Origin of the sequence: Pontibacter anaerobius, from assembly GCF_026241195.1 — a bacterium.
In the GTDB taxonomy this organism is placed as follows: domain Bacteria; phylum Bacteroidota; class Bacteroidia; order Cytophagales; family Hymenobacteraceae; genus Pontibacter; species Pontibacter anaerobius.
Window position 1 is genome coordinate 169614 of sequence record NZ_JAPFQO010000002.1, and the last position, 15005, is coordinate 184618.

At 50.9% G+C, this 15005-nt stretch carries 10 protein-coding genes; 8 read left to right on the forward strand and 2 right to left on the reverse strand.

The annotated features are described in order from the left end of the window. Positions 1-20: 20 nt before the first annotated feature. Positions 21-1037 (reverse strand): UDP-N-acetylmuramate dehydrogenase, encoded by a 1017-nt coding sequence (gene murB / locus OO017_RS04130; RefSeq protein ID WP_266051181.1) that lies wholly within the window; start codon positions 1035-1037, stop codon positions 21-23. A 282-nt stretch (positions 1038-1319) separates the two neighbouring features. Here murB and OO017_RS04135 point away from each other — a divergent pair, with 282 nt between their 5' ends. Beyond that, positions 1320-2501, forward strand: coding sequence for a THUMP domain-containing class I SAM-dependent RNA methyltransferase (locus OO017_RS04135; protein ID WP_266051182.1), 1182 nt, complete (start codon positions 1320-1322; stop codon positions 2499-2501). Between the two features lie 68 nt (positions 2502-2569). Here OO017_RS04135 and topA read toward each other — a convergent pair whose 3' ends face one another. Beyond that, complete coding sequence (gene topA / locus OO017_RS04140; protein WP_266051183.1) at positions 2570-5011, reverse strand: type I DNA topoisomerase; 2442 nt, start codon at positions 5009-5011, stop codon at positions 2570-2572. A 165-nt stretch (positions 5012-5176) separates the two neighbouring features. Here topA and OO017_RS04145 point away from each other — a divergent pair, with 165 nt between their 5' ends. The 7 genes from OO017_RS04145 (at position 5177) to OO017_RS04175 (ending at position 14977) form a co-directional block, all read left to right on the forward strand. Then, positions 5177-5665, forward strand: a complete 489-nt coding sequence (locus OO017_RS04145; protein ID WP_266051184.1) for a SixA phosphatase family protein — start codon at positions 5177-5179, stop codon at positions 5663-5665. Positions 5666-5761: 96 nt separating this feature from the next. Then, on the forward strand, positions 5762-6508 hold the full coding sequence (locus OO017_RS04150; RefSeq protein ID WP_266051185.1) for a ParA family protein: 747 nt from the start codon (positions 5762-5764) through the stop codon (positions 6506-6508). A 168-nt stretch (positions 6509-6676) separates the two neighbouring features. Then, positions 6677-11179, forward strand: coding sequence for a HAMP domain-containing protein (locus tag OO017_RS04155; RefSeq protein WP_266051186.1), 4503 nt, complete (start codon positions 6677-6679; stop codon positions 11177-11179). Then, on the forward strand, positions 11179-11781 hold the full coding sequence (locus OO017_RS04160) for a chemotaxis protein CheW (protein WP_266051187.1): 603 nt from the start codon (positions 11179-11181) through the stop codon (positions 11779-11781). Before OO017_RS04155 ends, OO017_RS04160 begins: the two co-directional genes overlap by 1 nt. A 25-nt stretch (positions 11782-11806) precedes the next feature. Beyond that, positions 11807-12181, forward strand: coding sequence for a response regulator (locus OO017_RS04165; protein WP_266051188.1), 375 nt, complete (start codon positions 11807-11809; stop codon positions 12179-12181). A gap of 59 nt (positions 12182-12240) precedes the next feature. Continuing rightward, entirely contained in the window at positions 12241-13362 is a 1122-nt protein-coding gene (locus OO017_RS04170; RefSeq protein ID WP_266051189.1) for a chemotaxis protein CheB, read from the forward strand. Further along, complete coding sequence (locus OO017_RS04175; RefSeq protein ID WP_266051190.1) at positions 13337-14977, forward strand: chemotaxis protein CheA; 1641 nt, start codon at positions 13337-13339, stop codon at positions 14975-14977. The genes OO017_RS04170 and OO017_RS04175 overlap by 26 nt, the downstream gene beginning before the upstream one ends. Positions 14978-15005: the final 28 nt, after the last annotated feature.

Genomic DNA, 15005 nt, shown 5'->3' on the forward strand with positions numbered 1-15005 from the left:
TTCTAAGCAGACAGGCTGTGTTATATGATGTTTACTTCAGGACTCAGCTTAATCCCAAACTTGTCTTCTACCGATTGGATCACCTCGAAAGCCAGCTTTCGGATGTCTTCACCTTTAGCGCCGCCGTAGTTCACCAGCACCAGTGCCTGGTTTTTGTGTACGCCATAGTTGCCGATTACCTTTCCCTTCCAGCCGCACTGTTCTATCAGCCATCCGGCAGGCACTTTTACCGTTGTTTCAGAAACAGGGTAGGAGGGGATGGCCGGATACTGCCGCTGCAGTTCCTCATACTTTGAAAGGGGGATCTCGGGGTTTTTGAAGAAGCTACCCGCATTGCCGATCTGCTTTGGGTCCGGGAGTTTACTTTGTCGGATATGGCAAACAGCCGCGCTCACAAGGTGGATGCTCGGCTCATGTACCTGCATTTCCTCCAGAGTGGTTTTGATGGCCCCATAGGAGGTGTTGAGGTGGTGTTTTTTATGTAGTTTAAAGGTAACGTGCGTTACAATGTACTGGCCTTTCAGCTCATTTTTAAACACGCTTTCGCGGTACCCGAAGCGGCAGGCTTCATTATCGAATGTCTTCACCTCGCCCGTTTCTATATGCACTGCCTCCAGTTCCTGAAATACATCTTTCAACTCCACGCCGTAGGCACCGATATTCTGCAGCGGTGCGGCACCCACCGTTCCCGGTATCAGCGACAGGTTTTCTATGCCGCCAAGGTCCATGTTCAATGTATGAAGCACAAACTCATGCCATACTTCGCCGCCGCCTGCCTTCAGGTATACATGTTCCTCGTCTTCGGCTACTTTCTCAACGCCTTTTATGCCATTCTGCAGCACCAGCCCGTCAAAATCCTTCGTGAAAAGCAGGTTGCTGCCGCCGCCAAGTATAAGCTTCTGCTCCTGCTTCAGTTCAGGGGATTGCAGCAGCTCATGTAGCTCTGCAACCGAGTCGAAGCGGGCGAAAAGCCTGGCTTTTACATCTATGCCAAAGGTGTTATAAGGTTTCAGAGAGAAGTCTGTCTGCAGTTTCATAAGCGGGTTTATTTAAGGCAAAGATAGCTTTTTTGAGTTAGACAGGTGTAACATGCAGGTAGAGTTTATACTTCAGGGCTGCTGTACCTGATGCTTTATACTTGAACGCTTTATGCATCAAAGCTTTCTTTTGTAGCTTGATTTACTTTTAGTTTGACATTTTTTATACGTAGCTATGGAGGTTTCTCTGGGTCTTGCACCAAACGAAAAGCCTAAACTCATCAACTCCCAAACGCTCTAATTCTAAATCTCCTATCTTTGTGCTTTAATAAAGTATAAAGTATGGCGAAGAAGACACAGAACGAGAATTTTAATATAATTGTAACTACCCTGTTTGGCCTGGAGGAGGTGCTGGCAGAGGAATTGCGCAACCTGGACATGGAGTTTGTGAAAGTGGGTAACCGCGTGGTAACCTGCTCCGGGAATACGCGCCAACTCTACGAGGCCAACCTGTGGTGCCGCACCGCCATCCGTATTCTCAAGCCCATCCGCCAGTTTAAGGCCCGCGATGAGAAGAGCCTTTACGAGCAGGTGCAAAAAACAGACTGGTCTGAAATACTGGACGTGAGTATGACGTTTGCCATAGATGCCGTGGTGAGCCATTCCACCTTTGAACACTCGCTGTATGTGTCGCAGCTAACAAAGGACGCCATCGTGGACCAATTCCGGGAAAAAACCGGTGAACGTCCTTCCGTGGACCGTGTACGCCCGGACGTGCGTCTGAACTTGCACATGCATGATAACCTTGTCACCTTGTCGCTTGATTCGTCCGGCGACTCGCTGCACCGCCGTGGTTACCGCTTGCAGACCAACGTGGCCCCGCTTAATGAGGTGTTGGCTGCCGGAATTATCGAATTGTCTGGTTGGGATAAAAAATCACCGTTTATAGACCCCATGTGCGGCTCCGGTACATTCCTGATAGAGGCTGCCCTGATGGCACAGAACATGGCCCCCGGGCTCTTCCGCCGCGACCCTTATGGCTTTGAGAAGTGGAAAGACTACAATGAGCAGCTTTTTGAGTTGGTTTGGAACACGGCAGAGGCGAAGGCTAAATCAGCACCGCAGGCACAGATACTTGGCTATGACCTTGATGCGGATTACGTAGAAGCGGCACGCAATAATATTGAGAACGCTGGCCTGGGAGCGATCATAAAAGTTGAACAGGCAGACTTCTTCGAAACCAAAGCACCGGAAGGCCAAGGCGTTGTGGTGATGAACCCACCCTACAACGAGCGTATCCAATCCGACGACATCAACCTGCTGTACAAAAACATTGGCGATGCACTGAAGAATAATTACCAGGGTTACGATGCCTTTGTATTTACCGGTAATCTGGAAGCCGCCAAAAATGTAGGTTTGCGCACCTCTCGCCGCGTGCCGCTGTACAATGGCTCCATAGAGTGCCGCCTGCTCAAGTATGAACTGTACCGTGGCTCCAGGAGAAATGGGGCAGAGGCAGAATAATCACAACAGCATATAAACGAAAAGAGCACCTCTTGAAGGTGCTCTTTTCGTTTGATTTATACTTAAAGCTAGGCCTTTTTCTTTGGCGCAGCCTTTTTGGCAGTTGTAGTCTTTTTAGCCGGTGCTTTTTTCGCCTTGGTAGTTGTTTTTTTCTTCTCGGCGGCTGGTTTGTCAGCATCTGCTTTTTTCTTGAAGCCGCCGCGGCCTTTCTTCTCCGGCGTGGCCTCCGCCAGCGCGATACATTCCTCCAGCGTCAGCTCGCTTGGTTCTTTGTCCTTCGGAATCTTCACGTTCTTTTTGCCTGCTACAATGTAAGGGCCATAGCGTCCGTTCAGCACCTGTATGTCAGGGTTCTCCGGGAAGGATTTTATCAGCTTCTCAGCATCTGCTTTACGCTTGGCCTCAATCAGCGCAATGGCTTCCTCTGCAGTAACTTTTAGCGGATCCAGGGTTTTAGGTAAAGAATAGAACTTGCTGTTATGGCTGATGTACGGGCCAAAGCGGCCAATGGCGGCTTTCATTTCCTTATCTTCATAAACACCAACAATGCGTGGCAGCTTAAAAAGCTCCAGTGCATCTTCAAGAGCAAGGCTCTCTATAAATTGACCTTTCCGCAGGCTGGCGTATACTGGTTTCTCCCCTGTTTCTTCATTCTCCTCACCCAGCTGCACATACGGGCCAAATCTACCAAGCTTGGCTACGATTGTTTTTCCAGTAACCGGATCCTGGCCTAGCTCTCGCGCCCCGGAAACATCAGCCCTGGATATGCTCTCGCTCGACTCGATGCGTTTGTGGAACTTCTGGTAGAACTGGTCCAGCATTTTCTCCCATTCCTGGTGACCTTGCGCAATTTCGTCAAACTCAGCCTCCACACGTGCCGTGAACGAGTAGTCAATCACGTTCGGGAAGTGCTCCACCAGAAAATCGTTCACCACCATGGCCGTGTCTGTTGGGAACAGTTTGGCTTTTTCGGCACCTGTCACCTCGGTCTTGGTTTGGGTGGTAATGTCGTTGCCTTTCAGCGTTAGCACCTGGTAATTACGCTCTTTGCCCTCACGGCTGTCTTTCTCCACATAACCGCGTTTCTGGATGGTAGAGATAGTTGGTGCGTATGTAGAAGGACGGCCGATGCCCATTTCCTCCAGCTTCTTCACCAGGCTTGCCTCTGTGTAACGTGCGGCGGGGCGGGAGTAACGCTGCGTGGCCAGCATCTGGCGCAGGTTTATACTTTGCCCAATGCTCAGCGGAGGCAACATGCCTTTCACATCCTCATCAGCTCCTTCTTCCTCATCGTCTTTTGACTCAATGTACACTTTCAGGAAGCCTTCGAATTTGATGACTTCACCGGTAGCCTGGAGCTTCTGGTCAGGTTGCGTTGAGATGCCGATGGTAACGGTTGTTTTCTCGATTTCGGCGTCAGCCATCTGAGAGGCAATGGCGCGTTTCCAGATCAGTTCGTACAAACGCTGCTCGTTGCGGTCGCTGCTGGCCACCATTTTCGAGAAATCTGTAGGGCGTATGGCTTCGTGCGCTTCCTGGGCTGAGGCAGCCTTTGTCTTGAAGCGCCTGGTTTTAACAAATCGCTCTCCAAAAGAGCTTTGTATTTCTCTGGTTGCCCCCTGAATAGCTTCTTCCGATAGGTTCACCGAGTCAGTACGCATGTAAGAGATCTTACCTGATTCGTACAAACGCTGCGCAATGGTCATGGTCTGGGCTACCGAGAAGTATAGCTTGCGGCTGGCTTCCTGCTGCAGGGTAGAAGTAGTAAACGGCGGGGCAGGGCTGCGCTTCAACGGCTTCTGCTCCAGGTTTTCTATCGTATACTCCGCGCCTATACATTTCTGCAAAAAGGCCTGCGCTTCTTCCTCCGTCTTGAACTTCTGCGGAAGCTCTGCCTCCAGCGTCCGTCCCTGCACATCAAAAGAAGCCGTGATACGGAACGTGGCCTCGGCTTTGAAGCGCTCTATCTCACGCTCGCGCTCCACCACCAAGCGTACTGCCACCGACTGCACGCGGCCTGCTGAAAGCCCCGTTTTTATCTTCTTCCACAGCACCGGCGACAGCTCGAAACCCACCAGACGGTCAAGTATACGGCGTGCCTGCTGTGCATTCACCAGGTCCATATCAATACCGCGCGGGGTGTTGATGGCATTCAGAATGGCGTTTTTGGTGATCTCACGGAACACAATGCGGCGCGTTTTGACATCGTTCAGGTTCAGCGCCTCGGTCAGGTGCCACGAAATGGCTTCTCCCTCGCGGTCATCGTCCGATGCGAGCCACACTGTTTCAGCCTCCTTTGCCAGCTTTCGCAGCTGCGATACTACATCCTTTTTATCACTGGAGATGACATACGTCGGCTTAAAACCGTGCGCTATGTCAATGGCGTTGTTATCTTTAGGTAAGTCACGCACATGGCCGAAGCTGGACTTCACTACAAAGTCTTTCCCCAGGTATCCTTCGATTGTCTTGGCCTTGGCAGGCGACTCTACTATGACTAAGTTTTTTATCATCCTTTATATTTACAGGGCGAACAAGGCTAAATTTTGCCCAAAGTTCAAATTTTTTTTCTAACTATTACAACCCGATACGTATAACATCGGTTTAACTATGCTTGAAAATCCGGTGGTCCCAAAGCCAAGCCGGTGCTTAATCTATACGGTCACTTTAAATAATATATGCAAAGAATTGTACTCCTTTGCCGCCACGCCGAAGCATATGACCCTTTTCCGCTGCAACCAGACTTTGAACGGGAACTCACCCCCGCAGGTCAGCAGCAGGCGCGAAATACTGCCAAGTGGCTGCGTGAAAAATTTTCTAAAGCTGATGCGCTGCTGGCAAGCCCCGCTACCCGGGCAAATGCCACAGCACGTATTATTGCCAACCGTCTATACTTCGACGAGGAGCACATTATGTATAACCCAGACTTGTACAATGCCCGCGAAAGCCAGTTGATGAAAAGCCTGGGCGAGTTGCCTGACCATGTAAAGCAGGTGTTGCTGGTGGCGCACAACCCCGGTATTACACGCCTGGCCCGCGAACTGACGGAAGAGCTAAGGCTCGGTTATCTGGAGCCTGCCGATGTGGTGGCTGTGGCTGTGGAGCTGGAGCAGTGGCGGGATATTCACCTGACGAACGGTCATTTGCTGGATCACTTCAAAGGGTGAGCTTAAACGGAGCATACTTTCAAGTTATACTTTAATTCTATAGTTTAGTGGCATGAGCAGTACTGTAACTGCCATAATCACCCTTAACACAACGTAATGAAGACGAATGTGGTGGCCGTGATAAACCAGAAAGGCGGCACTGGTAAAACAACTACAACCATAAACCTGGGCAGCGCCATCAGCAAACTGGGTAAAAAAGTACTGCTGATTGACCTGGACCCGCAAAGCAACCTCTCTTACTCGCTGGCAGTCTCAAGCCCCACTGGTACGCTGGCGGAGGTCTTTCAAGGCGAAAAAAGTATAAACGATGTCATGGTGGAGAAGAACGGCCTGTGGGTGGTGCCGGGATCCAATGAGTTGGTAGACATCGAGATTTCTCTGGTTTCGCAGCCAGACCGTGAGAAGTTCCTGAAAAGTATATTGGCACAGGCAAAGGGCTTTGATTATATATTCATAGACTGCCCGCCATCTCTCTCAGTGCTAACACTTAACGCCCTTACGGCGGCACAGGAGGTGCTTATACCTTTGCAGATGGAGGTGCTTACGTTACAGGGGCTCGACCAGATCATGAACACCGTACAGAAGGTGAAAAAAGCATTTAACCCGAAACTAAAAATCAAAGGGATCGTAGTGGTGATGTTTGATGTGCGGCGGAAGCTGAGTCTAGAGGTGTTGGAGTACCTTCGGGAAAACGTGCAGGAGAAAATATTCCAAAGCCAGGTAAGAATGAACGTGAAATTAGCCGAGGCACCTTCCTTCGGTAAAAGCGTGTTGGATTATGACGCAGCCTCCTACGGGGCCAAAGATTATGCCGCCCTGGCCGAGGAGTACCTGAAAGTATAAACGATAATACTTCGCCAAATTCATATTTTTTTATACTTTTAATAGTAAATTGCACTACTTGTAAACCTGTGGGAACCATGGATGCTTGCTTATACTTGCTGACAGGGCACTGCAAAAGGTTTAGAGATACCCTATTCCAACCAAAAAATTATGGCCTTAGGTAAAAACTTGAAGTTGAGTAAAGAGAAGCTCATCAGTGACGAAAAAGCCAAAGAAGAGAAGAAAACCACTCCAAGGGCAAAGGCTGAGACTGGTGGAGCTACCACAGCTGTGTTAGACGCTCCGGAAAAAACTGCCGCACCGGCAGCGAAGGAGCAGCCGGTAGGGCCTGCAAAACCGTCACCCGACAAGCAGGCAGGAGCCAGAAAGCTGAGACAAGGCAAGCTTCCAAGCAATCCGGATTACATAAGCGACCAGCTGAACAGAGTGCTCTATGCGCTCGATGCCTTTAAGAAAGGCGACGTTTCAGTGCGCCTTACAAAGCAGAACGACGATATATTTGCCGACATCGCCGAAGCCTATAATTCGATGGTGGAAATGATCGGTGGTGTAGGTGGCGAGGTTTCGCGCATCTCCAAAGTAGCTGGTGTGGAGGGTAACCTGAAAGCCCGTGCCTCTGCCGAGAATGCTTCCGGTTTCTGGAAGGACATGATCAACAACATCAACGGCCTGGTGGATTCCATTGCGGTTCCGGTACTTGAGGTGGGCAAGGTACTTAAGAACATCTCCCGCGGTAACCTCGACGAGACGTTCCAGATCCCTGTGTCCGGCGACTTTAAAGTGATGGCCGAAACCATCAACCGCACCATCGACAACCTGAACCTGTTTGCCGGTGAGGTAACCCGCGTGGCCCTTGAGGTGGGTACCGAGGGTAAGCTGGGTGGCCAGGCATCAGTACCAAACGTGGCGGGTGTATGGAAGGACCTCACAGACAATGTGAATACCATGGCCTCCAACCTTACTTTCCAGGTACGTGACATCGCCAACGTAGCGACTGCGGTGGCGAAGGGCGACCTGACCCAGAAGGTATCGGTAGATGTTAAAGGAGAACTAAGTGAACTAAAGGAGAACATCAACCGCATGGTGGACTCCCTGAACATATTTGCCGGTGAGGTAACCCGCGTGGCCCGCGAAGTGGGTACCGAGGGACGCCTTGGCGGTCAGGCCAAAGTGCCTAATGTCGGCGGTGTATGGAAAGACCTCACGGACAACGTGAACACCATGGCCAGCAACCTAACCTCTCAGATGCGCGACATCGCTAACGTTTCTACTGCCGTTGCCAAAGGCGACCTGACGCAGAAGATCACGGTGAATGTGCGTGGTGAGATGGCCGAGCTGAAGGAGAACATCAACCAAATGGTGGACTCGCTCAACATCTTCGCCGGTGAGGTAACCCGCGTGGCCCGCGAAGTGGGTACCGAGGGTAAACTGGGCGGCCAGGCCAACGTGCCGAAAGTAGAGGGCACCTGGAAGGAGCTGACCGATAATGTGAACCTGATGGCGGGTAACCTTACCTCCCAGGTACGCGACATCGCCAATGTAGCGACTGCGGTGGCGAAGGGAGACCTGACCCAGAAAGTATCCGTTGACGTAAAAGGCGAGCTGGGTGAACTGAAGGACATCCTGAACGAGATGGTGGACCGACTGAATGTGTTTGGCGCGGAAGTAACCCGTGTGGCACGCGAGGTAGGTACAGAAGGTATACTGGGTGGTCAGGCCAATGTGCCAAACGTAGCCGGTATCTGGAAAGAGCTGACCGACAATGTTAACTCTATGGCCTCTAACCTGACGCTGCAGGTGCGTGACATCGCCAATGTGGCGACGGCGGTAGCGAAAGGTGACCTGAGCCAGAAAATCACAGTGAATGTGAAAGGTGAGCTTGCCGACCTGAAGGAGAACCTGAACCAGATGGTGGACTCGCTCAACATCTTTGCGGATGAGGTAACTCGTGTGGCGCGCGAAGTGGGTACCGAGGGTAAGCTGGGCGGCCAGGCCAATGTGCCGAACGTAGGCGGAACCTGGAAGAACTTGACCGATAATGTAAACACCATGGCGTCTAACCTGACCTCTCAGGTACGCGACATCGCTAACGTTTCAACCGCTGTTGCAAAGGGTGACCTGACGCAGAAAGTGTCGGTGGACGTGAAAGGGGAGATGGCCGAGTTGAAGGAGAACATCAACCGCATGGTGGACTCGCTCAACATCTTCGCCGGGGAGGTAACCCGCGTGGCCCTGGAAGTGGGTACCGAGGGACGCCTTGGCGGCCAGGCCAACGTGCCGAACGTGGCCGGAGTTTGGAAAGACCTGACCGATAATGTAAATATCATGGCCTCTAACCTGACAACGCAGGTGCGGGGTATAGCTAAAGTGGCGACAGCGGTTGCCAAAGGCGACCTGAGCCAGAAAATTACTGTTGAAGCCCGCGGCGAACTCTTGGACTTGAAAGAGAACCTGAACCAGATGGTGGACTCGCTCAATATCTTCGGTGACGAGGTAACCCGTGTGGCGCGCGAGGTAGGTACCGAGGGTAAGCTGGGCGGCCAGGCCAACGTGCCGAACGTAGGCGGAACCTGGAAAGACCTCACGGACAACGTGAACTACATGGCCAGCAACCTGACTTCTCAGGTGCGTGATATCGCCAAAGTAGCCACTGCCGTTGCGAAAGGCGACCTGAGCCAGAAGATTACGGTAGAGGCCCGCGGCGAGCTGTTGGACCTGAAGGAGAACCTGAACCAGATGGTGGACTCGCTCAACATCTTTGCGGATGAGGTAACTCGTGTGGCACGTGAAGTGGGTACGGAAGGACGCTTAGGTGGACAGGCCAACGTGCCAAAAGTACGAGGTACCTGGAAGGAGCTGACGGATAATGTGAACACCATGGCCTCTAACCTGACCCTGCAGGTGCGTGACATTGCCAAAGTTGCGACGGCGGTAGCAAAGGGTGACCTGACACAGAAGGTATCCGTGGACGTGAAAGGCGAGCTGGGTGAGCTGAAGGAGAACATCAACCGCATGGTGGACTCGCTCAACATCTTCGCCGGGGAGGTAACCCGCGTGGCCTTGGAAGTGGGTACCGAGGGACGCCTTGGCGGCCAGGCCAACGTGCCGAACGTGGCCGGAGTTTGGAAAGACTTGACCGACAACGTAAACACCATGGCCTCTAACCTGACAACGCAGGTGCGAGGTATAGTAAAAGTAGTAACAGCGGTTTCGAAAGGTGACCTGACGCAGAAGCTGATGCTGGAAGCGAAAGGTGAGATGGCTGAGTTGGCCGACACGATCAACACGATGGTGGTTGACCTGAACCGACTGGCTGGTGAGGTGTCTCGTGTGGCCAGAGTTGCGGGTGTGGAAGGTAAACTGACAGAGCGCGCCACCCTGCAAGGTGTGGGCGGTAGCTGGAAAGAACTGGTAGACACGCTGAACGACCTGCTTGAATCCATCGTAACGCCAGTGCTCGATGTATCACGCGTAGTACGTGCCATTTCTGAAGGTGATCTAACCCAGAAAGTTGAAGCGCAGACTGCCGGTGATATCCTGGATATGGCAAATGCTCTAAACCTTGCCGTTGACAACCTGAATGCACTCCTTGGTGAAATCAACGATTCTTCACTGGTAGTTGGGTCTTCTTCTGAAGAGATGGCTGCCAAAGGGTTGGAAATGAACAAGGTAACACTGGATGTGGCGCTTGCCATGCAGCAAATGGCTGAGGGTGCGCAGAACCAGGCCCTAAAAACTGACCAGGCTTTCAAATTGATTGAGGAAATCATGAAAGCAACGAAGGAGACTGCCAACCGCGCCGAAGTGGTGAACAAATCAGCCTTGCTTGGTGAGGAAAGCTCTCAGATAGGTCTTAAGACAGTAGCGGAAGTGGTGAAGAACATGGAGGAGATCTCGAGTTCAGCAGCCCTTACTTCTAAAACAATTGAGGTATTGAGCACGCGCTCTCAGGAAATATCAAAGTCGCTTGGTGTAATCACAGACATTGCTGCCCAGACAAACCTTCTGGCCCTGAATGCTGCCATTGAGGCGGCTCGTGCCGGTGAGGCTGGTCGCGGATTTGCCGTGGTAGCTGAAGAGATCAGGAAACTGGCCGAAGGCTCCCGAATTTCTGCAAGTGAGATTGCCACGCTGGTAGATGACGTGAAAAAAGATACGGCCTCTGCTGCAACGGCAATTTCCACCATGGAGGGACGGGTACTCAAAGGAAAGAATGCCACATTTGAGGCATCCGGAGCCTTTAAAAATATTGCCGCCTCCAGTGGTGAAACGCTTCGAACTGCCCAGGACATCCTTACAGCGACGGAAGTACAGAAAACGACCATCGGGGATGTAGTGAAGTACGTGGAGGAAGTGGTAGCCATTGCCGAGCAGACCGCATCGGGTACGCAGCAGGTGGCAAGCACTGCGAAGCAGCTTTCAGGCTCGATGCAGGAACTGACATCATCTTCTCAGAACCTGAACGACATTGCAGCAGATCTGCAGGTAAGTATCTCCGCCTTTAAGCTTATCGATGGAAACTTAGTTTTCAATGAGAAAAAAGGATTGATGACTTCTATACCATCAAACCAGCGCAAGCAGAGAAACCAAACCGGTAATAAGCGCGTGGCGACTGACTCACCACGAAAGATGAATGGTGCAACCAGACTGGGAGAGGGCAAGAGTAAGTAATGGCAAAAGAAGTTAAAGAGCAAAAGCAGGCGGCGCCAGCTGCTTCTGATGCGGTACATCCTGAAACCAGTAAATCGGATCAAGTTTCAGAAAAACACGAAGCTTCTTCAACAGAGGCTACCCGCGTACATGTAACGCCGGAAATGGTGCACCTCATCGTATTCAAGTTAGGCACTGAGGAATATGCCATCCGGATTGATCAGGTGAAAGAGGTAACTGTGACGCCAAACATAACGCGCATGCCCCGCACCCCTGATTTTGTGAAAGGGGTTGCGAACATTCGTGGTGATATTATCGCCATCATCGACCTGGAAAAGCGCTTTAACATCAAGCCTAAGCCGGAAGCATCCGCTTTACCATCCAGCTATACGTTGGTAGTTGAGGCAGATGAATACAGTATTGGGATAGATGTGAAGGAGGTGCCCCAGTCTCTGAACTTGGCGTTAACGAAGATCGATAAAACGCCTTCCTTCTTACATGATGTAAGCGTGAATGAGAATTTTATTGAGGGTATTGCCAAAATAGATAACAGGCTTATTATCGTGCTGGACATACACAAGATCCTGACCCAGGATGAAGTGAACCAGTTGCCGAACTTATAAACCAAGAAACTATACTTTATAAAGTATGAAAAGAATATTGATTGTAGATGATTCATTCTACATGCGCACCATGCTGAAAAACATGCTTACGGACGCTGGCTACGAAATTGTGGGCGAAGCACCGAACGGGCAGACAGCCCTTGAACTCGCCCGTGAGACAAAGCCTGACCTTATAACGCTGGACGTTATTCTGCCCGATAATACCGGTTTGGAGGTATTGAAGGGAATCAGAGCCGAGCAGCCAGAGCAAAAAGTGATTATCGTGAGTGCCGTGGGGCAAGAGGTAATCGTGAACGAAGCCATGGAAAATGGAGCGAAATCATACATCGTAAAGCCCTTCTCTGAGGAGAATGTGCTGGAGGTGGTGAGCAAAGTGCTGGCAGAAGAGCCGATTCAGTAAATTCTTAGTTTTTTGGGGGGAGTGCTTCATACTTTATAGAAGTGGGGGAGAAAGGAACAATGTTGCGTGTACTGATAGCCGATGGTTCCAGTTATTCCAGAATGGTGTTGCAGGATATTATAGGTGCTGCAGAAGAAGTACATATAACCAACCTGGCAGCTGACGGAGATGAGTTGATTGCCTCGCTGAAGGCTGATAAAGCAGAGTTGGTGGTGTTGGACTATGACCTGCCGAAGAACGAGAATCTACTTGCGCTGAAGCGTATCTTTAGTGAAGTGCCTGTGCCGGTGCTTTTGCTGCTGCAACAAGAGCAACTAAACCTCGAAGTACTTAAGCAGTCCGTAGAGCTTGGCGTGTATGGTGTGGTGCTTAAACCCGGCAAGAGCCGCTTTTACACCAACTATAGAAGCATAGCCCAGGAGGTACTGCAGAAAGTGATGGCCGTGCGAAACTCTGATCTTAATGATACCGAGTACCGCTACAAAGCATTGCATCAGGAGGTGCTGTTGCTGAAAGAGATACCTGAGCCGAAAAATAGTATCCATTTGGCAGAGACGGTGATTGTGATCGGGGCTTCTACGGGGGGCACGCAGGCAGTTGAGCAAATTGTGAGGCACCTTTCACCAGACCTGGAGTCTACCGTGCTCATAGCATTGCACCTTCCGCACGGTTTCACCAAAAAGTATACGGAGCGACTGCAAACGCTAACATCGCTTAAGGTGGTAGAAGGCCGGAAGGGACTGAAACTAAAGCCAGGCAAAGTAATTGTAGCGCCCGGAGGCCGGAACATGGTAGTGCAGTCCGTGATGGGGAACAAGTCGAACCTTATCATAAATTTCACGGACGAAACGCCTTCTCTGTTCGATCAGCCATCCATAGACCTGCTGATGCGCTCAGTAGCGCAGAGTGTGGTAAAGCAGGTAGTGGGTGTGATTTTAACAGGTATGGGTAAGGATGGTACCGCCGGTGCCGCTTACATAAAGGAACGTGGGGGCCTGATGGTGGCACAGGACGAAGAAACATCCACCATATTTGGCATGGCCAAGTCCGCTATTGATGGCGGTTATATCAACGAGGTGCTGCCGCTACAGGAAATTCCGAAATTCCTGAACAAGTATGTGGCAGTGCAGCAGGTCAGTTTAACTGACAGAAACTATGAAATCGAGAGAACAGGAGTATAAAGAAATATTTATTGCCGAGGCCCTGGAGTATTTTGATGCTCTTAACAGGCATATCAGCACGCTGGAGAAGGAGCCGGAAAGCGATGAGACGCTAGCCGAGATCTTCCGTTTGCTGCATAACCTGAAGGCCAATTCCAAGGCAATCGGCTACCTGCAGATCTCGGACGTATCCCATAAGCTGGAAACGGCCTTCAGCCTTATCCGCAACAAGGAACTTACGTTTAGTGAGGAGGTTGTGAAGGTGCTCTTTGACGGAATAGACCTGCTCGGGGAACTGATCCACAACGTGGATAACCCAAAGTATGGGGAGCCGGATCCTGTGCTGCTGCGTAACCTCGATATTATTGTAGAGAATCTCTCTGACAGTACGATCGAGCTAACCAAAGTACAGAAGTATAATACATCAAAAAATCTGGCGCTTTCTGAACTGATCTATATACAGATCCGGAAGCTGGACCATATGATGAACTTGGTTGGGGAGTTGATGATAGATAGGGACCGCGTTCTGTCCATCAGCCGCGAACTCAATCATGACGAACTAAAGAGTGTGAGTTCACACTTGTACCGCATCACAGAAGAGTTGCAGTACAGCGTAATGGACGCACGCCTGGTAAGTATAGGAACCCTGTTCAATAAATTCCCGCGTATTGTACGGGATGTTGCCACAGCTGAGGGCAAGCAGGTGAACCTGGAATTGCATGGGCACGACATACAGATAGACAGGAATATCCTGCAGATCATGGCGGACTCGCTGCTGCACCTGGTCCGGAATGCTATTACGCATGGCCTGGAAAGACCGGAAGAGCGCGAGGCGAAAGGGAAGAAAGTTACAGGCCAGCTTAAGTTGGCGGCACAGAGCGACCGTGAGAACGTATTGATAAGGTTGCAGGATGACGGTAGGGGCATAGACCTGAGGCAGGTAAAGCGATCTGCTGTGGAGAAGCAGCTAATCACTGCAGATGCAGCTAAAGGCATGGCTGATAACGAGGTGCTGTCGCTGTTGTTTGAACCCGGCTTCTCTACTGCAAAGGAAATTACTGAGTTCTCTGGCCGTGGCGTAGGCCTCGATGTAGTTAAAAATGCAATTGACTCCATTGGCGGCCGTATTAACGTAAACTCAGAAAAAGGGAAGGGTACTACCTTTACTCTGCAGTTGCCATCTTCTATTGCCGTGAAGGGCGCATTGCTGTTTGAAGTGGCAGGTATATACTTTGCCATACCGCTTATACACACAGACCAGGTGGTGGCAATGGATAAGGACGATCTACATGAAGTGGGCGGCGTGCTTATTGCTGACATGAAAGGGGAGACCGTTACGGTAGTTTACCTGAACGAGCTCCTGAACGCCCCGGAACAGGAAATGAACCTCGGAGACAAAAGCCGGCTTAACGGACAGGTGCAGAATATTATCATCGTGTCCTACAACAACAGAAAGCTCGGCCTGATTGTAGATAAATTGTACAGGCAGCAGGATATAGTGGTGAAGCCGCTAAGCAAGCCGCTGGATCAGATCGATATTTATGGAGGCGTTACCTTGTTGGGCACCGGTAAAGTATGCATGGTGTTGGATGTGCCGGCGATAACGCGCTACTTTATACATAGAAAGCAGGGTTGAGGCGATGGGTAAGTCAAATACTAACGAG